This is a genomic window from Vitreimonas sp., assembly GCF_036392335.1.
Lineage (GTDB): Bacteria > Pseudomonadota > Alphaproteobacteria > Caulobacterales > Aquidulcibacteraceae > Vitreimonas.
Window position 1 is genome coordinate 21,596 of sequence record NZ_DASVYD010000055.1, and the last position, 22,120, is coordinate 43,715.

Genomic DNA, 22,120 nt, shown 5'->3' on the forward strand with positions numbered 1-22,120 from the left:
TCCGTACTTTCAAACTCGAACAGCGCGCCAAGCGGGCCCTTTTTCGGGAACCGCCAGGTGGCGCGCCTTAGATAAAGCCAATCGGCGGGGCGGTGCGTGAAGTTCGGGACCGCAGCCGTTCCGAATGAGGCCGGACAAATACGGAGCCGAGGCCTACCCGTCAAGCCAGATACGCGCTCTGCACTGGCAAAGATCGGCCAAAAATAAAGCGGCGGGCCCGAGAGCCCGCCGCCAGTTTATTTTCTACGTTTTGACTGTCGCTTAGAAGCGCAGGCGGGTGCCGGCGGTGAAGCGACGGCCGATACCGTCGTAGATGTCCGGGAACGTGGTCCAACCCACGGTCTGACCGAAGTCGCCGTTGGTGCCGCCGACCGGAACGTACTCGTCGAAGATGTTGTTCACGCCGAAGAACACTTCGTGAGATTCGTTGAAGGTCAGACGGACCTGGGTGCTGTGGAACCACTGCGTCGGGATGTAATAGCCCGAGCTTTCGCCGAACACGTCCACTTCGCCGATATAGGCCGCGTTCCACGCCCAGGTCACAGGGCCTTGGCGGTACGTGAAGCGAACCGTGCCCTTGTCGCCCGGGACACCAACGGTGTCACGGAAGCTTTGGATCGGGTCGCCCGCGAACGCCTCACGCTCCCATTCCGCCAAGTGCGTGTAGTTGGCCGCCAGTTGGATCTCGCCTTCCGAGAGGAAGGTGCCCTGGAGGATACCCGCATCCGCGAAGTTGAGGTTGTACTGGGCCTGGTAGTCGACACCCGACGTCCAGATCGTTGCGAGGTTTTGCAGGTTCGAGTTGACCTGGTCGACCGCACCAATGAACGGACCGGAGTCGAAGCGCACGACGTTTTGGCAGAAGGCGCTGGCCGGATCGTAGGACGCGGCATCTTCGTAGCAGCGGTCAAGCGAGGTCTGGCGACCCAGCGAACCGATGCCGTCCGTGATCTCGATGTCGTAATAGTCGACCGAAACCGTCAAGCCGCTCAGCCACGGATTGCTCAGCGGCGAGCGCAGAACAAAGCCGGCCGTGAACGTATCGGCGGTTTCTTCGAACAGACCCAAGCTGCCGCCGCCGACGAAGCCGCCGACGCCTTGCACTTCCGGCTGCGACAGCACCAAGCCGCCCGTGAGGGTGACGCGTTGCTGGATCAGCGGGTCGGCGTAGCAATTGATCGCTTCTTGCGAACCAACCGTCGAGGCGTCGATGCCGCTCGAAGTCACGTTCGTCGGATCAGCCACGTCTTCGCGGATGTTGTAGAACGCCGGAATACCGCCATCGAGGGTCAGACCCGAGCACGGGTCGCCGACCACAGCGAAGGTTTCGCCCGGAGGTCCGAACAACTCGCCGACGTTCGGCGCGCGCACGGCGCGGGCGAACTGCGTACGGAAGCGCAGGCCGTCAACCGGTTCGTACTCGAGGCTCGCCGCGTACGCGTCCGTTTGAAGCTCGGAGCCCGCACGTTCGTAGTTCGAGGTACGCGCCGAGAGGTTCAGCGTGAGGTCTTGAGCGAACGGCAGATCACGCAGCAACGGGATCTGAGCTTCACCGAAGAACTCGCCGACGCGGAAGCGGCCGCTCGTGGAGCCAGCGACGTTACCAGCGTTCTGACCCGTGCGGGTCAGCGCGTCGGTGATGTCCTTGGCCGATTCAACGCGCGTCTCGGCGCCGATGACCCAAGCGATGTTGTCCGGCAGGAAGCCGAGCGAGAAATCACCTTCCAAGAAGCCGATCGCGTAGGTCTGCTCGTTGAAGGCCTGACGCAGGGTCACGCCGTCAATCCAGTTGAGCATCTCGTCGGTGATCGTGCCCGGGCCGTTGAACAGGTCGAGCGGGACGCAGCCTTCGGCACGGGCGGCTTCATCGCGGCAAACGATGTCGTCGGTCGTGAGCGGGTCGCCGTCCAGGTCGATCGCGTCAAGAGCATAGCGCACGTTTTGCGCGATGATCTGGCCGCTGCCGAACTGCGTGTCCGAGGTGCGCGCATAGTTCAGCGCGACTTCGAAGCGGACGTCTTCGTTCACGTCGCCGCGAACGCCCGTCAGCAAGCGGAAGGTTTCACGTTCCGCGGAGGCGCCGCGGTTGCCGACTTCCGTCAGACGGCGCGCGAAGCCGATACGGATATCGTCATCCGAACGGCCGGCGTTGCCCGGACGCAGGCGGGCGGCGACGCGGACGGCTTCCGGAATCAGCGGGTTCGAGAGTTGGACGCCGTTGTGGCACTCAAGAATGTCGCCATCGTTATCGGAATCGAGAGCCGCGCTGTCGCAGAAGACTTCCGACGGGAAGATGTCGGCGGTGCCCATGGCGAACGGCTCGATGTCCGAAGCCGATTCGGTGCGGCCATAGACGGCTTCCGCGAACACGTTGGCCCACGGCGCCACGTCGTAATTCACCAGCGTTTGGAACGAGAAGCGTTCCAGCGGAATGGCGAGGTTACGGCGAGCCGAGCGGTTAAAGCCATGCACCGGCGTTGAGAACGTTTCGACCGCGTCGGTGTCCGGATTGTAAATCCGGTTGACGGGGCTGACCGGGCCGTCGGCCACGATCAGGCGGGTATTCGCGGAGAACGAGCTATAGGCCGGGCAGAATTGCGGCGCGACGTTGTTCCCGGGGGGGCCGCCAGTGGCGAAGCAGTCGATGCCCATGCCTTGGTCGCCACGGTGGGTGGCGTAAATGCCGCCCTCGTTGCCCCACGACGCGTTCAGAACCGCGTTGCCGCGGCCGCCGTCGAAGTTCGAACCCAGCGTGAAGCTCGCGCCGTAGTTTTCGAAGTCTTCGCGCTCGCTGATGCCGCCGCGCAGGTTCACCACCAGACCTTCGAAGTCCGAACGGGTCACGACGTTGATGACGCCGGCGAGGGCGTCAGAGCCGTACACCGCCGAGGCGCCGCCGGTGATCACGTCCACGCGCTCGATCAGTTCGGTCGGGAGCATGTTGAAGTCGACGATGTTCGAAGCGGCGACGCCGCCGACGAAACGACGGCCGTTCAACAGGACCAGGTTGCGGTTTTCGCCGAGGTTACGCAGGTCGACGGTGTTGATGCCGGCGAATTGAGTCGAGAACACCGAGTTCGTGCTCGAAATGGCCGGAATACCGGACACCGGCAGTTCACGCAGGACGTCTTGCGCATTGTTGGAGCCCGACAGGTCGAGCACTTCCGAGTTCAACGTTTGAACCGGAACAGGCGATTCGAGGTTCGGCTGGCGGATGCGCGTGCCGGTGACCACGATTTCGTTATCTTCGTCTTGCGCGTACGTCGGAGTGGCCGTCAGCGCCGCTGCCGTAGCAGCAAGCACGGACGCACCCATCCAAAGCGAACGGCGCGTACCATTTTGAGACTTATTTGATGCCATTGGTAATGAACCCCCATAGCTGCAGGCTACCCTGGGCCCGCCATCGTGATGACACGATGCACAAGCTCCCCGCCTTGCTGGGGCAACGCTAACGACACAATTTGGCCCGGGTCAAACATGATTAGGAGATGAATCGACGAACAGACGGGGAACATGCCCAAGTTTGCGGCGGATGAACAAGAGGTGTGTCGTTTACGTGTCAGGCGGACGTGGGAACTCTCCCGCAGGAGGCATCCCGCTGCCACCACACACCCTGCGCCTTCTCAAAGCCACGTCTTGGCTGTAACCCAAACGTCGAGCGGGAGTGTATTCCATGATGCGTTGGCTTGCGGGTATCGTCGTTTTTCTGTTTTGCGGCACGGCTTTAGCTCAAACGCCCCCCGCCGCTGGCACGCCTGAAGCACTTAGCCGCGTCTATGGCTGCGCCAATGTCGCGGACAATCAAGAGCGCCTCGCCTGCTACGATTCCGCCGTCGGCCGCTTGGCCCAGGAAGAGCGCGAAGGCCGCATCGTCTCGGTCGACCGTGAACAGGTCGCCACCATCGAGCGTGAATCCTTCGGTTTCTCGCTCCCCAGCCTCTCCGGCATCCTGCCGCGCGTGCGCGACGAGCAGCGCGAAGAGGTCGATAATATCCAGATGCAGATCGAACGCGTTGCGCGAGACGCCTACGGTCGCGCGCGCTTCGAGATGACCAACGGCCAGACCTGGACCCAGTCTGAAATCCGCAGCCCCTCCAACGTCCGCGCCGGCGATACGGTCACCGTGCGCCGCGCGGCCATGGGCAGCTTCATGCTGGTCGGTTCGCGCGGCGGTCCGGCGCATCGCGTACGCCGCGAGGAATAGCGCCTAACGCGCCGCCAAGCGGCTCACGCGATCGATCAGCGGCGCCACGCGCGGCAGAACTGCTGTAATTTGCGCTTCGCGATCGCGCCATTTCTCTGCGCGCGGCCTCGACACCGTGTGCGAGGACAGCGGCAGCTGCGCGCCGAGCGTCACGTCCCAGCGCAAATCCATGGTCTCGCAGATGTGGCGCACTTCCGCGTTGGGATCAGCCAGCAGCGCATCATAGCGCGACACCATCCAGCGCTCGCGCGGCAGCGCCTCAAGATCGTCCAGCAGGATTTGCGTCGTCGTCGCCCATTGCGACGCCACCCGTTCGTTCAGCGGCAGCCTTGCCAGATCACGCCAGCCCGGCGTCAGCAAGAACGACCAGGGCAGCTCGCCTTCCCAGCCCGGCAAGTTCGGATAGGTGCGGAAACGTCCCGATTCCCAGCCTTCCATCATCGAAGCGAACACTTCGCGCGGATCGCGGTGCAGATAGACGAAGCGCGCCTCCGGAAACGCCGCCGCCAGGAACGGCACGCGCAAAGAATTCTTCGGCGTCTTCTCCAGCATGCGCACGCGCGCGCCCGGCGCCGGGCGCTGACCATTGCGATCGCGCAGCGCCGCCATGAAGCGCCGCCGCAATTCCCGCACCGTCTCAGGCGTGGCGTCGTTGCGATCCAATCGGTTCGAAGCGCCCTGCTTGGCGCCCAAGCTCAACGCAGGAATGCCTTCGATCAGACTGTGACTCTCGCCGCCGATCGTGAACAATTCCGGCGCGGCGATCATGGTCTCGAACAGCAGCGATGAGCCCGAGCGCGGCGGATTGACGATGAATACCGGGCGATCAAACTCCGGATCGTGCGCCGCTTGCGTCGACACCGCCGGCATCGGCACGGCGTTCGGCGCTGGGTTCTGCGCGCCGCCATCACGGCGCTCGCCGCCCAGATCAGGCCGCCCGGAACCCGCGAGCGCGATGCTGATAATCTGCGCCCGCATCAACATGAACAGATCGCCGTCGTTCGGCAGCTTCACCGTATCGGCGCGGACTTGCTGCAGCTTGCGTGCGAATTCTTCCAGCGCCCGGCGATAGCGCGGCAACCCGTCGGCGCTCTCGCCATAGGTCGACCAAAGCCCGCGCCAAGTATGCGCGAACTGTCCCGCCACTTGCGCCGTGGCCGCCAAGGCCGGCTGGTTCGGCAGCGCCTCGCCGAGCAGGAAATTGATATTGTCGCGCACCTCCCACGGCGTCATCACCTTGGGCACGTTCATGCGCTCGTAATCCAGGTCCGAGACCCGCGCGCCAAACGGCGCCACCACCGGCGCGCTCCAGCCCGGCGGCGTCGGCAGCCGCGGATTGCGCCCGCGCACGGCCAAGTCCCAGAAGCCCTCGCCGCCGACCGTATCCGCCACCAAATGCACGCGCGATTGCACCGCGTCATTGATCACCCGGTGCTTGGCCCACGTGTCGAAGATCCAGCACTCGCCGGGCTTCATGTTCACTTCTTCGTCGCCGCAAATGAAGCGCACCGTCGGCTGGGTGATGATCGGCACGTGCACGCGCATGCGCTCGCGCCAATAATAGTGCGCATCGAAATGCACCGTGACTTCGGCATGGCCCGACAGCCGCATCAGCCGCGTCCGCCCCAGCGACGCGCCGATCGTCTTCAGCGTGTCGATCAGATAGGGGCAATGTTCCAGATGCGGCGTCGGCCGCATCGGCTCGGAGAAGGATTCATTGGCCGGTTCGCCATGGGCGGCGATCAGCGGCAGGAAATCATTGCCGGCGAAGCCCTGCGGGTGCGCGCGCCAAGCGCTTTCCGGCAGCGCGTTGATCTCCCGCGCCAAGCGTTCAGCATCGAACTGAACCGGCAGCTGAACAAAACGCGCGGCCAATTTCATAAACTTAGCAACCTCTGCAGCACGCCGCCCGTGTAGCGCCTGCCACTTCGGCCACGCAAGCGCGCGCTCCATGCGCCCTATGCGGCAAAGCTGGCGCACGCCCCAGCCGCACCCTATCTTCACGGTTCATGGCCCGTTCCCCCAAACCGCCCGGCGTCGCCGAGGCGTCCGCCACCTTTGACACCAACGCCGCGATGTGGATGCCGCATCGTCCCGCGCGCGCGTGGGAAAAGCTCGAAGGCGGCAAGCGATTCAAGCTGGTCAGCGATTACGAGCCCGCCGGCGATCAGCCCACCGCCATCGCCGAACTGGTCGAAGGCCTGCAGCGCAACGACCAGGACCAAGTCCTGCTCGGCGTCACCGGCTCCGGCAAAACCTTCACCATGGCCAAGGTGATCGAGACGGTGCAGCGCCCCGCGCTCATCCTCGCGCCGAACAAAACCCTCGCCGCCCAGCTCTATGGCGAGTTCAAACAATTCTTCCCGGAAAACGCGGTCGAGTATTTCGTCTCGTATTACGACTATTACCAGCCCGAAGCCTATGTGCCGCGCACCGACACCTACATCGAAAAAGAATCCAACATCAACGAACAGATCGACCGCATGCGCCACGCCGCGACGCGCGCGATCCTCGAACGCGACGACGTCATCATCGTCGCCTCCGTCTCCTGCATTTACGGCATCGGCTCGGTCGAGACCTACACCAGCATGACGTTCACGGTGAAAGCCGGCGACATGATCGACAGCCAGGAGCTGATCCGCAATCTCGTCGCCACCCATTACAAGCGCAACGAAGCTGGCTTCGCGCGCGGCATGTTCCGCGTGCGCGGCGACACCGTCGAACTCTGGCCCGCGCACTTGGACGATCGCTGCTGGCGCTTCTCGTTCTTCGGCGACGAACTCGAAGCCATCGACGAATTCGATCCCCTCACCGGCCGCAAGACCGGCTCCCTCCCCGCCGTCAAAGTCTACGCCAACTCGCACTACGTCACGCCAAAAATGACGCTGCAACAGGCGGTCGAGCAGATCAAACTCGAACTCGACGGCCGCCTCGCGCAATTCAAAGCCGAAGGCAAATTGCTCGAAGCCCAGCGCCTCGAACAGCGCGTGAATTTCGACATGGAGATGATGCTCGCCACCGGCTCCTGCGCCGGCATCGAGAATTACAGCCGCTATCTCACCGGCCGCAAACCCGGCGAGCCGCCGCCGACCATGTTCGAATACATCCCCGACAACGCCCTCGTCTTCACCGACGAAAGCCACGTCACCATTCCGCAAATCGGCGGCATGTATCGCGGCGACTTCAACCGCAAGAAAACGCTCTCCGATTACGGCTTCCGCCTGCCCTCATGCATGGACAATCGTCCGCTCAAATTCGAGGAATGGGACGCGATGCGCCCGCAAAGCATCCACGTCTCGGCCACGCCGGGCGGCTGGGAGCTCGAGCGCACCGGCGGCGTCTTCGCCGAACAAGTCATCCGCCCCACCGGCCTGATCGATCCACCGGTCGAAGTGCGCCCGGTGCAAGCGCATGGGCACAGCCAAGTCGATGACGTCATCGCCGAAGTGAAGGAAGCGGCGAAGAAAGATCTCCGCTCCCTCGTCACCGTGCTCACCAAGCGCATGGCCGAGGATTTGACCGAATACATGCACGAGCAAGGCGTACGCGTGCGCTACATGCACTCCGACATCGACACGGTCGAGCGCATCGAAATCATCCGCGATCTGCGCCTCGGCGCCTTCGACGTGCTGGTCGGCATCAACCTCTTGCGCGAAGGTCTCGACATTCCCGAATGCGGCCTCGTCGCCATTCTCGACGCCGACAAGGAAGGCTTCCTGCGCAGCGAGACCTCACTGGTGCAAACCATCGGCCGCGCCGCCCGCAATATCGACGGCAAGGTCATCCTCTACGCGGACAAGATCACCGGCTCGATGGAGCGCGCGATGGCCGAAACCGCGCGCCGCCGCGAGAAACAAGCCGCCTACAATCTCGAACACGGCATCACGCCGCAAAGCATCAAGAGCCACATCAAGGACATCCTCGACAGCGTCTATGAAAAGGATTCCCTGACCATCGACCCGCGCGATCCCATGTCCTTCAAGCGCGGCGCCGGCCTCAAAGAACGCGGCAAAGGCGCCCGCGAAGACACCACCCCCTTCATCGGCCACAACATCAAGAGCTACATCGCCGACCTAGAAAAGCAGATGAAGGACGCCGCCGCCGACTTGGAATTCGAAACCGCCGCGCGCCTCCGCGACGAAATCAAGAAACTCCAAACCACCGAACTCCTCATCGCCGACGATCCGTTGGCGCGACAGAGCGCCATCAGCGCCGCCGCCAACGACGCCGTCCGCGAAGCGCGCGACGGCGATCGTGCGACGGCGACCACGGTGCGAAAAGGCAAAGCGCCGTATCGCGGACGACGGAGGAAGGGGCCCTAGCTAGTCTTCGGAACTTGCATCGGGGTTAGTCTTTTCCGATGCCGAAGATGCTTCACGTTTCTCGCGATAAAATTCGTCACGCTTCCGACGATCTGCGTCCCGATCCTGCGAGCTGTGAATATTCACTTCAAGCTTCTTAAAGCCAGATGCCACGCGCCCCCATTCCTCGCGAATCTTCTTAATCTCTTTCGCGATTTGGACGTCCGGCCTTGCCTCACCCAGCTGCGTTACATCCGCGAATTGATCAATGCGGAATTTATACTCGTTCGTTTCAACACGGCCCCGGCCAGGAGCCCGGCGCCACATTATCTTTATCTGATACTCGACGCCTTTGAACGATTGATACTCGCCGACAAAACTCGCGAACGACTGACCGGGTTTTAAGAGTGCAAGCTCCGCAAGCGGCGTCGCCCTCTTGCGTCGCTCCAACTCTTCGGACGCCAATGGTGGTTCAAAGACAAGTTGAACATCGTACGCCACGGCGTTCCCTGTGTTCGCCAAGATCAAGTCAATATGTATCATCGACCATTGGTTGGCTTCGAGCGTCGCCACGACGTGCGGCTGCGACGTGCGTTCTGCGAGCATCCAGGTGAAGACGACGAGACCAATGGTGGCAATTGCGGTCGCTGCCGCCGTCGCGACCTGCGCCCAAAGCAACGCTGCTTGGCCGTCCATCGCAATACCCTCCCCGAAGGCCTATCCGAATCGATGTCGCTGACGTCGAGCCTAACGACACACACCAGACGACGCAGCTCCCCCGCGAGCGGGAAAGGTGGTCCGAAGCGGTCGGGCCGCAGGGCAGCTCCGTGCGTTGCTAGGTGCGCACGGCAACAGGCTCGCGCAATCTATACCGAACGGCGTTGAGGATGCTCAGCGCGGATTTGTCAGCGTTTCGATTGAAGATATCGACGGAGTCTTCGCCAAGCTGTCCGACCGCGGCCTTCTCACGCAATTCGTAGAGAGACTTGAGCACGTCTCGCAACTCGAAGCTAATCCATCCATTTAGTACAAGCTGATTCCAGCAAAGCACGTATTTTCGCTGACGGAAGTAGGTTCGCGCCAGCTGTGGCAACCGATCAGGCCTTTGCTCCTCGATTAGCCTAAAGGCCTCTTGCAGGCGCTGAACGATCGAGTCCCAGCCTGGCTCAAGCCTTCTCTGGTTTGTTGTGATGACCTCCGCCGAAGTCGGAAGGTCTTGCGCCGCGTCTTGCGCAGCTTCTGATGTCGGGGCCGACTCTGGCTGGTCATCAATAGCTTCCACCTTCGCAGTCAGCGCCTGAGCCTCGAAGGATATCCCCCCAGCGCTGAATTTATTCGCACGCTCAACAAGGCGGCGCACTGGTCCGACAAAAAGCAATGCTGCAATGAGCGCTACGAACGGCCAGGCAATGTGCCCGATCACTTCAACCCAAAGATCCCAGTGAATTTCCCATCCGTCCGGCAATGGCCAACACATCCGCGATCCCCCCAAAGCTCAAACCCCACTACCCTAAGTTGCCATCGGCGTCGACGGGCGTTTACGATCGCGCTTCAGATGGTCAGTCCGCTACCCACACCACAAATGCCCCGCCTCATCCCCCGCATCCTGCGCGTGAACCACGCTGGCGAGCATGGCGCGGTGGCGATCTATGCGGCGCAGCTGGCGCAGGCGCGCAAGCGCCATCCTGATCTCGTCCCGTGGCTGAGCGAGACGCTGTCGCACGAAGACGCACGCGCGGACTCCCCTTCTCCCTTGCGGAGAAGGGGCCGGGGGATGAGGGGCGCAAACACGAGCGCGCACTTGGCAAGTTCGCGCAGCCCGGTCGCGCAGCATCGCGGCAGCTTCACGCCCCTCACCCCCTAACCCCCTCTCCGCAAGGGAGAGGGGGAACGCACGCGCCGCATTAGCCCTGCGCTAGCTCAAAAAGCCCTCTCCCTCCTTTGGGAGGGAGAGGGTTGGGTGAGGGTGGAGCGCAAGCGTTTCAGAACGAACGCGAGCGAACGACTGGGAGCGCCCAATCTCTCACGACGGAGCCGGCCCCTCACCCTGCCGTCCCGCACTGCGGGAGAGGGGTCTCCAAGAACCAGCGCGTCCCGGCGCCCTACCCCCCACTCACATGCCGCCACCCCGACTCCGTGCGGCGGTACAGGCCCATCGGCGTCAGCACTTCGTCGCCGTTGGTCAGCGCAACGCCATCGCGCAGCAGCTCGCCGTGCACGGCGTCGCCGCGCGCTTGCAGACGATACGTCCAGCGTTCGCGCATATTGATGTTGTGATCGTGGCTTTGCATCCACGCATGCATGCGCGTCTCGATCGCGCCGCACGTGCTCCAGGCATAGGGACAAGCGACGCCGACGAATGCGCCGGCCATGGTCTCGATCCGCGCCCCAGGCGCGAGCGCGATGGGCGCGCCGTCCTCGCCATAGAGCACGCCGCGCCAGCCCTGGCTGCGCGTGCCCGGCGCGCTCACTTCGATCTGGTACAAGAGCCGCGCGCTCTGTTGCGGCGCGGGCGGCGCCGCGCCGAGCGAAGCGCAGCCGGCCAACAGCACGCCCGCAACCGCCAACACCATGCATCGCATCATCGACCGCATCGGCTTTCCTCCTCTCGCGCCATGCCGCGCCGGTTTGGCTTCACCCGCATTGCGCGGCCTCAAGCCCTGGCGCCGAGAAGATCGGCTTCGCCCTCAGAAAACCCTCTCCTCTTTTGGGAGGGGTTCGGCGTGTTTCCGCGCAGCGGGAGAGGGTTCAAAGAAGTGCAAAAAAATCTATCCAACCCCTCTCCCACACCCCGCATAATGCGCGTCATGTCAGACGCACCCGCCCCCATCCGCACCGCGCCGCTGGCGCTGTGGCGCATCGCGGCGAGCTTTCTTGATCTGCTCTACAATCTGTTCGGCACGCCCGCGCATTTGGCCGAGCAGCACACGCTGACGCGTCGCGCCTACGCGATCCTGATCCCGTGGCTGCGCGCCGGCGAAGCCTTGATGCGGCGTCTGCTCATCATCGAAGCCAGCGCCTATCCAAAGCCGAACACACGCGCGCTGCTGCGCCCGCAACGCAAACGCGTGCGCAAATTGCGCTATTACCAAGCTGAAGCGCCAGAGACCTGGCGCGTGAGTTTCCGCGTGTTCACCGATCGCGCGCCAAACCCGCCCGGCCCGCGCCGGGCGCCGCCGCCGGCGCACATCCCGCGCTTTCACAGCGCTTGGCCCTTGGCCGAACGCTACGAAGCGCTGCTGCGCGTGTTCAACAATCCCGCGCCCTACGCCCAACGCCTCGCCGCGCGCCTGCACGCGACGCCGCACCGCCTCGCGCCGGCGCTGCGCGCCCCGCCCGGCGCCGAATATCTCGTCGGTCCGGATGATTTTGAAGAACTCGCAAGAGCGGCCGGCGCATGCCCAGCGTTCAACAATTCCAGCTAGCCGCGCGCCGAGCGCCGCACCTGCCCCACCCGCGGAAGCGGGGCGCCGGCGCATGCCCAAAAGGCTACGCGCGACGAAGCCGAAACTTCGCCGCGCGTCCCCAATTCGCTTCTGATGAGATGTAGGTCAGTGCGTGAAGGGAGAGGACTCGCCCACACCCCGTGAAGGTTCAGAAGCGGTAGCCGATCGAGGTCGAGACCACCCACGGGTCGATATCGACTTCATCCGTCGCGTTGATCGCGCCCGAGATCGTCACGTCCGTGTTGATCCAGATGCGGCGCACGTCGAAATTCACGAACCAATGGTCGTCGACGCGATAATCGACGCCCGCCTGCAGAGCCGGACCAAACGAGTCGTCATATTCGACCGAGAGGCCATCCGGCGGGTTGCTGTCGTAGAAGGTGGTGAAATTCACGCCGGCGCCCACATAGGGTTCGAACGCGCCGAAATCAGTCCAGCGATATTTGAGCGTCACCGTCGGCGGGAAGTGCGAAACTTCGCCGAGATCAATCGCGCCGTCGTTCGCCGTCACATCATGCGTCGCGACGCAGCAGAGCAATTCCGCCGAGACGTGATCGTTGAAGAAATATTCGATCTGCGCCGAAGGCACCCATTCATCGGAAATGTCGACCGGAATGGGGTCACCGCTCTCATCCGGCAGAACGCCCGAAACGCCGACCTTGATCTGGAAATTGTCGAGAATGCCCGCATTGGCAGGTGTCGCCAGCGCCATCGCCGCGAAGGCCGCTACTGCGGCCGCCCCAAACTTCATCATGGAATACCCCTGTGCTTTCACAGCGGGGCCACAATGACGCTGGCGTCACCAATGCGATTTGATCGCGATCAACGCCCGCACAGGACAGAAGGTCGCGGCTTTCTTGCGCGAGGGTTAAAGCGTCTTCGCCAAATCCTCCATTTGCCGCGCCGTTTGGGTCCAGCCCGGTTCAAAGCCCATTTCGGCGTGCTGCTTCATCGTCTCCTCCGTCCAATGCCGGGCGATGGCGCGGTATCTGGTTTTGCCATTGCCGAGATCTTCGAAATTGATCTCCGCGATCATGAATGGCCCCGACGGTTTGAAGTCCGGCGTGACGGCGTCCGTGGTGACGATCTTCTTGTTCGGCACGATCTCGAGATAGAGCCCGGCGTTCGGGTATTCCTCGCCTTCGGGCGAGACCATCACAAACGAGGTGCGGCCGCCCGGGCGAAAATCATTGTCGACGCTTTTGATCGTCCAAGGCTTCGGCGCGAACCATTGTTGCAGCAGCTTCGGCTCGGCATAGCAGCGGAACAGCTTTTCGGCCGGGGCATCGAGTTCCAATTCAATCGCCAGTTCGTAGTTCGACATGATTGTCTCCTGTTGACTGAATCTAGAACGAACGCGCGTGACCAGACCCGACAGGCGGGCTCAGTTTTCCTGCGCGAGCGCATCCAGATGTTGGCGAATATGCGCTGCTTCCGCCGGACTGTTCGCCAGCGCGATCGCTTGATTGAAGGCTTCGCGCGCTTCCTTGGCGCGGCCCAGTTCTTTCAGCATCGCGCCGCGCATGCCGTGAAAGTAAAAATACTTGTCCAACCGCGCCGCCAGCGGCTCGATCATGGCGAGCGCCGCTTCCGGCCCGCGCAATTTCGACACCGCCACCGCGCGATTGAGCGTCACCACCGGAGACGGACTATGCTGTTCGAGCGCCGCATAGAGCGCATCGATCTCGGCCCAATCGGTCTCAGCAGGCGTATCGGCGACCGCATGCAGCCCCGCAATCGCCGCTTGAATTTGATACGGCCCCGGTTTGCGCGCGCGCATCGCTTTATCGATCAGCGCTAAACCCTCTTGGATCGGCGCGCGTTTCCACAAGCCGCGGTCTTGATCGTCGAGCAAAATGGGATTGCCCGCGGCATCAAAGCGCGCCGCCAAACGCGAATGCTGCAACAGCATCAACGCCAATAGGCCCATCAACTCTGGCTCGGAAGGATACATCCGCAAAAGCAGACGCCCCAGCCGAATGGCCTCATCACACAAGGAGGCGCGATCACTCGCGGGATCGGCGGCGGAATAGCCCTCGTTGAACACGAGATAGACCATCGCCATCACCGCACCCAAACGCTCCGCCCGCTCCACCGCGCCCGGCGCTTCGAACGGCACGCCAGCGCCGGCGACCTTCGCCTTCGCCCGTGTAATGCGCTGCTCCATGGCGCTTTCGCCGACCAGGAACGCCCGCGCGATCTGCGGCACGCTCAGGCCAGATACGATGCGCAACGCCAGCGCCACTTGCTGCGTCGCCGGCAAATCGGGGTGGCAGCAGATGAACAGGAGACGCAAAACATCGTCACGATAATCGGCTTCATCCAACCTTTGCACAGCGACGTCTTCGACGTCACTCAGATCGGAAAGCGCCTCCTCATCCGGCAACGAAGTCTGTTTCGCCCGTCGCCGCGTTACGTCAATCGCGGCGTTACGGCCCACCATGATCAGCCAAGCGGCGGCGTCGCGCGGCGGGCCGTTCGTGGGCCAATTTTTCAGCGCGCGCAGGCAGGCGTCTTGAAACGCTTCCTCGGCCAGATCGAGATCGCGGAAATAGCGCAGCAGCGCCGCCACCGCCTGGGGCCGCGCCGAAACCAGCGCAGCGTCAATCCAGGCGAGGTCGCTCACCTAGCGGGCGCCTTCGTTATAGATCATGATCGGCCGCAGCTCATACGCGCCGCCGGGATTGGCCGCCGTCAGCTCGCGCGCGAACTGGAGCCCCTCTTCCAGGCTCTCGACCTCGATGATGTAGAAGCCCAACAATTGCTCCTTGGTCTCCGCGTACGGGCCATCGAGCACTTCATTGTCCTTCTTACGCAGCGTCGTCGCGGCGCTGGTCGGCAGCAGACGAATGGACGGCTTCAGCTTACCGGCCTTCTCCCATTTCTCGTGCACCACGTTGAGGCGCGCCATCACCGCGTCGTCTTCTTCCTTGGTCCAGGAAAAGACGGCGGCTTCGTCATTGTAGCAAAGGAGCGCGTATTTCATCGGATAGGGCCTCATACCAACAAGGACGAACGACTAGGCCAAACGCCGACAGGCGCGCCAACAATTTCCCAGCCACGCCTCGGGAAATGCGACGGCCGACAATCCGCAACGCGGGCAATAGCTTAAGACACAGCAATGTTCCATTCCGGCGCTTGACGGCGCGGGCCTCGTTTCGCTTGAGATGGTCGCGCGAGGAACAGATGGCGGAGGTTTGGATTGCGGCGGCGCCGGGCGAAGACGCGCGAGCGCGCGGCCTTGCCGAAGTGCTCTGCGCCCTCGGCTTCAAGGCCGATGCGGCGCCCCCACCAGAGGCCGAAATCGCCGCCAAGGTCGAAGCGGCCAAATGCGTCGTCACGCTTTGGTCGGCCGAACCGGCCCCGGTATGGCTGACCGCCGCGGTAACGATGGCGCTCGATCGCAAGAAGCTGATCAACGCCGAACTCAAGAAGGACGCGACCCCCGCCCTTTTCCATGCCGCGCCCCGCATCGATCTGGCGCGCGGTGATCGCACGATTTTCAAGGAGCGCTTCGGCGCCCTGATCGTCGAACTCGACAAGCTCTCGCCCACCAAAGCCGATCCCGCCGCCATGCCGGCCGCGCTCGCGGCGGCGCGCGGCGCGCTGTTGCTCAAGACGCCAGAGAAGAAGTCCGGCGGCTTGGCGACTTTGGGCATCGCGCTTGTCGCGCTTTTCGTCGTCGGCTTCGGCGCCGGGCGATTGATCAACGCGATCCGCAACGGCGATTTTCAATTCATGACCGCCATGGCCGACGCCGCCCCGACTTCAGCGCCGGCGCCGCGTCCGGAAATCGCGACAGCGCCCCCTGCTGAAGCGGCGCGCTTCGCGGCGGCACGTCTGCAAACCGAAGCTTGGCGCGATACGGCGGCGCGGATCGATGCGGAGAGCGCGCGCGAAATCAAATCCGGCGCCGAGCGCGGCGAACCGGTCGCGCAAGCGCTCGCGTGCTTGGGCCACCTCGCCGGCGCCGAAGGCTTCCTGCCAAGCCCCACGGCCGCCCGCGAATTCTGCGACGCGTCAGCCGCGCAAAATCAGCCAGCCGGGCTCTACTATTCCTGGGTGCTGCGCCGCGCAGCGCCGCATGCGGGCTTGAGTGAAGCGGTTGCACGGGAACGCCTCGCCGAGGCCTCGCGCTTGGGCTGGACCAATGCGCAAATCGACTACGCGCAAGTGCTCGCCGGCAGCAGCGCGATCGAAGCGCAAGCCGAAGCTGGGCGGCTCTTCCTCGCCGCCGCCGAACGCGGCGATGCGCGCGGCCAATTCTTTTACGCGCGCTGGCTGCGTGACAGCCCGGCCGGTCCGCGCGACCCGACGGCGGCTTTGCCCTTCCTGGAACAAGCCGTCACCCAGGGCCAAACCGACGCCCAGCACATGCTGGCGACACTCTATCGCGACGGCATCGGCGTGCCGCGCAACGAGGGCCGCGCCAAGGCGCTCTATGAAATGGCGGCGCGCGAGAACCATGCGCCGTCCATGTTCAATCTGGCCGATATGCTGCGCAGCGGTTCGCCCGAGGAGCGGGCGCGCGCAATCGTGCTTTATCAGAGCTTGGCCTGCATGCGCGACGAATTGCGTATCCAGCCTCTGGCGGTGCAGCGCCTGCGCGCGTTGCAAGCCAGTGCGACCTGCCGCTAACAAAGCGGCGTGAGCTGGTCGAAAACCTATTCGGGCGCGGAGCCGCAGCGCGTCAATAAATGGCTCGCAGCCGAGGGCGTCTGCTCGAGGCGCGAAGCCGAGGAATTGATCGCCAAAGGCCAAGTGCGGATCGATGGCGAGCGGGTCGAGGATCCAGGCCGCAAGATTCTGCCAGGGCAGAAGCTCGAAGTCGGCGCGGCGCAAGCCACGCCGAAGATCAGCGCGGTGATCAACAAGCCGGTCGGCGTGGTCTCGGCTCAGCCCGAGGGTGAGCAGATCCCTGCCGCGCGTTTGCTGACGAAAGCCAATCTGATCGGCAAAGCCGAGGCATTGCCCACCAAGACCACAAGCCTGCCTCCGCTCGGTCGGCTCGACCAAGATTCACGCGGCCTGCTTCTGCTGAGCGAGGACGGGGTGCTCGCCAAGGCCGTGATCGGGCCGGACTCGAAGCTCGACAAGGAATACCTGGTCCGCGTCTCTGGCCCGATCAATGATCGCAAGCTTGCATTGCTGCGGCACGGCCTTTCGCTCGATGGCCGTACGTTGAAGCCCGCCAAGGTCGAACAGATCGAGCCGCAGCGTTTGCGCTTCACATTGATCGAAGGCCGCAACCGGCAGATCCGGCGCATGTGCGAACTGGTCGATCTCGACGTGACCGACCTCTACCGCATCCGTATCGGCCCGCTCAAAATCGGCGACCTGCCGGAAGGCAGATGGCGCGCCCTGACCGAGGCTGAACGCGCCGCCATGATCCGCGCCAGCAAATAATTTGATCCCGATCAAAGCGAGGCGGCGCGCCGCTTTTTAGCCTCCCCGCACGTTTGGGAGAGAGGCATGCACTGGTTCGTTTGGTTCGTTGTCGGCGCTATGGCGACATTCTTGGCCATTCTTGGTTTGGTCACGGCGATCAACCACCAGAAATGATCATATCCCATTGCGGCGGCGCAGTTCCGCCAGCAATGCGGCGTCGAAGACCTCCGGCGGCGCATAGTTTAGCGCTTGGATGAATTCGGTCATGTCCGAGCGCCGATGGGATTCCGCAAATGTCGCGCCGGGCAGGATACGCCGATCGTAGAGATATTCATCCGAGCGCCCCGTAAGGATGAAGGCTGGCGCCCAATCGAAGCCGGCGGCCTTCGCGAGTTCGTTGGTGCAGTTCGAGAAGATCGTATTGTAATAGCGCGGCGTGCGCTCCAGCGCGTCGGTGCGTTCGATCAGACGCGTGAGCAGAACTAGCTTCTGTTCGTCGCTGATCGCAACCGGATACACGAACACTTCGTGATCCAGCATAACGGCCCGACGCGTCAGAAAATCCCGGGCCGTGCCCCAGACATAGGCCAACTCGAACGCGTTGAAGACGCCGGCGAGCGCATCGTAATCCTCATGCGTTTCGCGGCGGGCCTCGATGGTCAAACCTATGATGCGGTCGTCGCTGAACTCGAACAGCAGCAGCGTGTGCGCCGCCAGCGTCGAGCCTGGCTGCGGCTCCAGCACAAACCAGACATTGCGCAGATCCGCGACGTTGAATGACGCATCGAAATAGCGCTCCTCGGCGACTTCTGCGCCCAAATAACGCCAATCGCTCACCGGCGAGACGGAGAACGCGCCTTGGTTCAGCTCGATGCTCACATCACGGCCAAGATACGGATACCAATTGCGGTCCGCGCGCGCCGGGCCACTGATCGCGGCGGCCGAGCCCAACACCAGAATGGCGACGATCGAGACCAAAGCCGGGCGCAACGGATGCGCGCCAAACCAAGCAAACAAAGCCTTCAAATCGCCCTCCGCCGCACTCGCTTTAGTCTATGCCGCAGCCTTCGTTAAGCGCCGCTATATTGTTCGCGCCCACGAGAAGCCCATCTTGTGTGGCGGGGCCGCAGCTCAAGTGCTATCTCGCGGCCAAGCAAACATTTAGGAGACCCAATATGGCGCTGCGTATCGGCGACAAAGCCCCGGATTTCGAAGCGGAAACCACCAAGGGCCGGATCAAATTCCATGAATGGCTGGGCGACAGCTACGGCATTCTCTTCTCGCACCCGAAAGATTTCACACCTGTCTGCACGACCGAACTCGGCTATCTCGCCAAGCTCGCGCCGGAGTTTGAAAAGCGTAACGTCAAGATCATCGGCCTTTCCGTTGATCCGGTCGAGAACCACGAGCGCTGGCGCGGCGACATCAAGGAGGTCACCGGCGGCGATGTCCAATACCCGATGATCGGGGATCACGACCTCAATGTCGCGAAACTGTACGACATGCTGCCAGCGGATACGGACGGGACGTCCGACGGCCGCACCGCGGCGACGAACGCGACGGTGCGCACGGTGTTTATCATCGGCCCCGACAAGTTGATCAAGGCGATGCTGATCTATCCGATGTCGTCGGGCCGCAATTTCGATGAAGTGCTGCGTCTGGTGGAATCGATCCAGCTCACCGCCAACCACAAAGTGGCGACGCCAGTGAATTGGAAGAACGGCGAAGACGTGATCATCGTCCCGGCCGTTTCGGACGACGAAGCCAAGACGCGCTTCCCGAACGGCTGGACCACATTGAAGCCCTATCTGCGCGTGGTGCCGCAGCCGAAGTAGAAGGCTTTCGGACCGCCGGCTTCCAGCCGGCACTTAGGTTCAACCTGCACACTGAGCGCTAGTTGAGATACCGAATGCCGGCTGGAAGCCGGCGGTCCGAAGCTTGCTACCCGAGAACGTCTTCCGCGTTCTTGTTCCGCGCGAAATAAGCGCGCGCATAGGAGCAGAACGGCGTGATCTTTCGCCCGTTCGCGCGCGCGTCTGCGACGATGCCGTCCATCAAGTTCGCGGCGTAGCCACGACCTTGCGCTTCCGGCGCGGTTTCGACGTGAAGGATTTGCCGGACGCCGTTCGCGTCGCGGTAGTCGGCGAATGACTCGCCCTCCGGCGCGTCGAGTTCGTAACGGCGGCGATCGGCATTATCGCGAAAATTGCTCATGCTCATGACATAGGCTTTGGCTGCCACAACTCAATCTTACGGCCTTCCAAATCCATGATGTGCGCGAATTTGCCGTTGGCCTCGTCGGGGAAGAGTTTCACGGGCTCCACGCCCTCGGCCTTGGCGCGCGCCAATACAGCGTCGAGATCGTCGACCATCAGGTTGAACATGAATTCTTTGTCCGACGGCGCGAAATAATCGGTGTCGTGCTTGAACGAACTGAACACAGTGGCCGCCCCGGGATGCGCAGCGGCGGTCTGCGGCAGGAACAGCGCCCCACCCCAATCGGAAAATTCCATGCCGAGCACGCGGCTGTACCATTCCCGCACCGCTTCGCCGTCGCGCGATTTGAAGAACACGCCGCCGACGCCCAACACCTTTGCCATTGCCTCGCCTCCGGCTAAGTCGATGGCGTGAATTATCGCCATGCCTTCCACGTGGGCAACCACGCCGACGTTTTGAAACACGCCGCCCTGCTCTTCTGCCTCGATGCGCTGAAGCGCAAGCCGACGCCGTTCGCGGTGCTGGACACCCATGCCGGGCGCGGGCTCTACGATCTCGCGTCCGAGGAGGCCGAGCGCAGCCCCGAATGGCGCGATGGCGTCGGCCGGCTGTGGGATTGGCCCGAACCGCCGCCGCTGATTGCGCGCTACCTTGAGGCGGTCCGCAGCTTCAATGCTGACGGCGTGTTGCGCACCTATCCTGGCTCCCCGGCGCTGATCACGACCGCGATGCGGCCGGACGACGCCTTGGCCGCCTGCGAATTGCATCCCGAAGAATATGCCGCGCTGCGCCGATCCTTGCCGCGCGCGCCCAACGTGCAGCTGCACGCGCGCGATGGATATGAGGCGCTGGGCGCGCTGTTGCCGCCCGCACAGAAGCGCGGCCTCGTCGTGATCGATCCGCCCTATGAGAAACCGGATGAGTTGGCGACCTCCGCGCAAGCGATCACGCGCGCGCTGAAGCGCTTCGGGCACGGCTCTTACCTTTGGTGGCGGCCGATGAAGAGCGAAAGCGCGCTCCATGCGGCCGACGCCGAAATCCACGCGCATGGCGCCCGCGAAACTTTGCGTGCTGATCTTTGGACGGCGGCGGTCACAGCTGAAGGTAAGCTGGTCGGCTCGAGTATTTTTCTCATCAACCCGCCCTACGGCCTGGAAGAAGCACTGCGCCAGGCGCTGCCCTTCCTCGCCGACGCGCTCACCAAAGGCCAAAGCGGGTGGCGCCTCATCACAAGTTAAAGGGCGCGGATCGCTCCGCGCCCTTTCCCCCTCGCCACGAGTGTCTCTACCTAAATCAGGAGACGATCATCGCGGCTTGGTTGAGGGTGGCCATCGCGACCGGGACGAACACGGCGGCGGCGGCGATCAGGCTATAGAACTTCGTCATCTGCGTGCTCCCCCAATTGGTTTCGGCGATCGCGTCCTTGCGATGAAATAAAGCTAACAGCGTCGGCGCCTGGGCTCTGTGCCTTTGGTCACGCTGGACGAAGCGGGCCGGCTTCGGGCAGGCTCCGCGCTGATGAACGCCACCGAGATCTTCCTTTTCCTGCAGCAGCCGCACATTGCCGTGCCGATCGTGCTGGCGACCATGGCGGCGTTCTTTTTCGCCGGTCGACGTTGGACGGCGCTCTATGTCGGGCTGATGCCGCTGATCAATTGGTCGTTCGCGGCGGTGCCGACCTTTCCGATCCCGGACGATCTCGGCGGCGGCGCGTTTCAGCCTTTGGCCATTGTCACCGGCTTGGTTCTGGTCGTCCGCGATTTCACTCAGCGCGAACTCAAGCACTGGGTCTGGGGGGCGATGCTCGTCGGCCTGGTCCTGTCCACGCTCACCTCGTGGATCACGATCGTGGTGGCAAGCGGTTTGGCCTTTCTGGTCAGCGAAACCGTGGATTGGGCGGTGTACACTTTCTCCAAGCGTCCGCTTTCGCAGCGCATCATGATCTCCAGCCTCGCCTCTGCGCCGCTGGATCAGGTCGTGTTCATTTGGCTGGCGTCGTTCGTCGTGCCCGACATTTTCGCCTGGGGCACGGTGCTCACCGGCATCGTCTCAAAGCTGCTGGGGGCCTGGGTCGTGTCGCAGATTGTTGCAGCGCAAGAGCGCAAAACCGCCGCAAACGAGATGAATCCGGCGTAAACTCATACTTTGCCGCTTGCCTAGCCCAAGGCCCTCCAGCATAAGCTCAGTACGTGAAAAGCCGGAAGAGCCCGGCGAAGGTGCGAAGTTCCGCAGCGTGCGGCAAGTTTTCTTTCCCCCAACAAAGCTGAAATTCGCGGTACCGTGCGGACGCCCTTGCGTGCGCATGACCGTTGGCGTGCGCCACGGTGTTTAATTCAGGAAAGTGGAAATGAGTTTCGACGACGATTTTGGCGACGACAACGACAACGATCGCAAGAAGGACAAACGCGGCGGCCGCGGTCGTGAACGTGACGCGACGCCGGAATTTGGTGGTGAAAGCGGCGGCGGCTTCGGCGGCGGTGGCGGATACGGCGGTGGCGGCGGCTATGGCGGCGGCGGTGGCGGTGGCTATCGCGGCGGCGGCGGTGGCGGCGGCTATCGTGGTG

The 22,120-nt window shown here is 63.1% G+C and carries 21 protein-coding genes and 1 pseudogene; 10 read left to right on the forward strand and 12 right to left on the reverse strand.

Translation table 11 applies throughout. The features are described 5' to 3' along the window. Positions 1-261: 261 nt before the first annotated feature. Entirely contained in the window at positions 262-3,234 is a 2,973-nt protein-coding gene (locus tag VF769_RS12680; RefSeq protein ID WP_331008780.1) for a TonB-dependent receptor domain-containing protein, read from the reverse strand. Between the two features lie 439 nt (positions 3,235-3,673). Between VF769_RS12680 and VF769_RS12685 the strand changes: the two genes are divergently transcribed. Further along, the gene (locus VF769_RS12685; RefSeq protein WP_331008781.1) at positions 3,674-4,204 is read left to right on the forward strand and encodes a hypothetical protein; all 531 of its coding nucleotides are present in this window, start codon (positions 3,674-3,676) and stop codon (positions 4,202-4,204) included. Positions 4,205-4,207: 3 nt separating this feature from the next. On the opposite strand, the gene VF769_RS12690 is transcribed toward VF769_RS12685, so the two are convergent. Next, positions 4,208-6,085, reverse strand: coding sequence for a sulfotransferase (locus tag VF769_RS12690; RefSeq protein ID WP_331008782.1), 1,878 nt, complete (start codon positions 6,083-6,085; stop codon positions 4,208-4,210). A gap of 128 nt (positions 6,086-6,213) precedes the next feature. On the opposite strand from VF769_RS12690, the gene uvrB reads away from it, so the two are divergent. Next, positions 6,214-8,526, forward strand: coding sequence for an excinuclease ABC subunit UvrB (gene uvrB, locus VF769_RS12695; protein WP_331008783.1), 2,313 nt, complete (start codon positions 6,214-6,216; stop codon positions 8,524-8,526). Here uvrB and VF769_RS12700 read toward each other — a convergent pair whose 3' ends face one another. Beyond that, positions 8,527-9,201 carry a hypothetical protein gene (locus VF769_RS12700; RefSeq protein ID WP_331008784.1) on the reverse strand — a complete coding sequence of 225 codons (675 nt, stop codon included), beginning with the start codon at positions 9,199-9,201 and terminating at the stop codon, positions 8,527-8,529. Positions 9,202-9,340: 139 nt separating this feature from the next. Continuing rightward, positions 9,341-9,982: a hypothetical protein gene (locus VF769_RS12705; protein ID WP_331008785.1), complete on the reverse strand. Its 642-nt coding sequence runs from the start codon at positions 9,980-9,982 to the stop codon at positions 9,341-9,343. 105 nt (positions 9,983-10,087) lie between these two features. Here VF769_RS12705 and VF769_RS18460 point away from each other — a divergent pair, with 105 nt between their 5' ends. Beyond that, positions 10,088-10,369: a demethoxyubiquinone hydroxylase family protein gene (locus tag VF769_RS18460; protein ID WP_414731777.1), complete on the forward strand. Its 282-nt coding sequence runs from the start codon at positions 10,088-10,090 to the stop codon at positions 10,367-10,369. A gap of 238 nt (positions 10,370-10,607) precedes the next feature. On the opposite strand, the gene VF769_RS12710 is transcribed toward VF769_RS18460, so the two are convergent. After that, positions 10,608-11,099, reverse strand: a complete 492-nt coding sequence (locus VF769_RS12710; RefSeq protein WP_331008786.1) for a hypothetical protein — start codon at positions 11,097-11,099, stop codon at positions 10,608-10,610. A gap of 213 nt (positions 11,100-11,312) precedes the next feature. Here VF769_RS12710 and VF769_RS12715 point away from each other — a divergent pair, with 213 nt between their 5' ends. Beyond that, a complete protein-coding gene (locus VF769_RS12715; RefSeq protein ID WP_331008787.1) occupies positions 11,313-11,930 on the forward strand; it encodes a hypothetical protein in 618 nt (205 codons plus the stop codon). 169 nt (positions 11,931-12,099) lie between these two features. On the opposite strand, the gene VF769_RS12720 is transcribed toward VF769_RS12715, so the two are convergent. The 4 genes from VF769_RS12720 to VF769_RS12735 form a co-directional block, all read right to left on the reverse strand. Then, positions 12,100-12,705, reverse strand: a complete 606-nt coding sequence (locus tag VF769_RS12720; RefSeq protein WP_331008788.1) for an OmpW/AlkL family protein — start codon at positions 12,703-12,705, stop codon at positions 12,100-12,102. 114 nt (positions 12,706-12,819) lie between these two features. After that, the gene (locus VF769_RS12725) at positions 12,820-13,275 is read right to left on the reverse strand and encodes an SRPBCC family protein (protein WP_331008789.1); all 456 of its coding nucleotides are present in this window, start codon (positions 13,273-13,275) and stop codon (positions 12,820-12,822) included. 60 nt (positions 13,276-13,335) lie between these two features. Next, the gene (locus tag VF769_RS12730; protein ID WP_331008790.1) at positions 13,336-14,577 is read right to left on the reverse strand and encodes an RNA polymerase sigma factor; all 1,242 of its coding nucleotides are present in this window, start codon (positions 14,575-14,577) and stop codon (positions 13,336-13,338) included. Further along, positions 14,578-14,937 (reverse strand): YciI family protein, encoded by a 360-nt coding sequence (locus tag VF769_RS12735; protein WP_331008791.1) that lies wholly within the window; start codon positions 14,935-14,937, stop codon positions 14,578-14,580. It lies immediately after the preceding gene. A 200-nt stretch (positions 14,938-15,137) separates the two neighbouring features. On the opposite strand from VF769_RS12735, the gene VF769_RS12740 reads away from it, so the two are divergent. Both VF769_RS12740 and VF769_RS12745 read left to right on the forward strand, forming a co-directional pair. After that, positions 15,138-16,589: a tetratricopeptide repeat protein gene (locus tag VF769_RS12740; protein WP_331008792.1), complete on the forward strand. Its 1,452-nt coding sequence runs from the start codon at positions 15,138-15,140 to the stop codon at positions 16,587-16,589. Between the two features lie 9 nt (positions 16,590-16,598). Further along, positions 16,599-17,357 (forward strand): pseudouridine synthase, encoded by a 759-nt coding sequence (locus VF769_RS12745; protein ID WP_331008793.1) that lies wholly within the window; start codon positions 16,599-16,601, stop codon positions 17,355-17,357. A 156-nt stretch (positions 17,358-17,513) separates the two neighbouring features. Here the strand turns inward: VF769_RS12745 and VF769_RS12750 are convergent, their stop codons facing one another. Then, complete coding sequence (locus VF769_RS12750; RefSeq protein ID WP_331008794.1) at positions 17,514-18,365, reverse strand: DUF4105 domain-containing protein; 852 nt, start codon at positions 18,363-18,365, stop codon at positions 17,514-17,516. Positions 18,366-18,514: 149 nt separating this feature from the next. Between VF769_RS12750 and VF769_RS12755 the strand changes: the two genes are divergently transcribed. Next, entirely contained in the window at positions 18,515-19,174 is a 660-nt protein-coding gene (locus VF769_RS12755; protein ID WP_331008795.1) for a peroxiredoxin, read from the forward strand. 106 nt (positions 19,175-19,280) lie between these two features. On the opposite strand, the gene VF769_RS12760 is transcribed toward VF769_RS12755, so the two are convergent. Both VF769_RS12760 and VF769_RS12765 read right to left on the reverse strand, forming a co-directional pair. Beyond that, positions 19,281-19,553 (reverse strand): GNAT family N-acetyltransferase, encoded by a 273-nt coding sequence (locus VF769_RS12760; protein WP_331008796.1) that lies wholly within the window; start codon positions 19,551-19,553, stop codon positions 19,281-19,283. Positions 19,554-19,555: 2 nt separating this feature from the next. Beyond that, entirely contained in the window at positions 19,556-19,939 is a 384-nt protein-coding gene (locus tag VF769_RS12765) for a VOC family protein (RefSeq protein WP_331008797.1), read from the reverse strand. Between the two features lie 27 nt (positions 19,940-19,966). Between VF769_RS12765 and VF769_RS12770 the strand changes: the two genes are divergently transcribed. The 3 genes and pseudogenes from VF769_RS12770 to VF769_RS12780 all read left to right on the forward strand — a co-directional run. Next, complete coding sequence (locus tag VF769_RS12770) at positions 19,967-20,794, forward strand: 23S rRNA (adenine(2030)-N(6))-methyltransferase RlmJ (protein WP_331008798.1); 828 nt, start codon at positions 19,967-19,969, stop codon at positions 20,792-20,794. Between the two features lie 280 nt (positions 20,795-21,074). Then, complete coding sequence (locus tag VF769_RS12775) at positions 21,075-21,692, forward strand: VUT family protein (RefSeq protein WP_331008799.1); 618 nt, start codon at positions 21,075-21,077, stop codon at positions 21,690-21,692. Positions 21,693-21,903: 211 nt separating this feature from the next. Continuing rightward, positions 21,904-22,120, forward strand: a pseudogene (locus tag VF769_RS12780) (cold-shock protein); the annotation flags it as partial.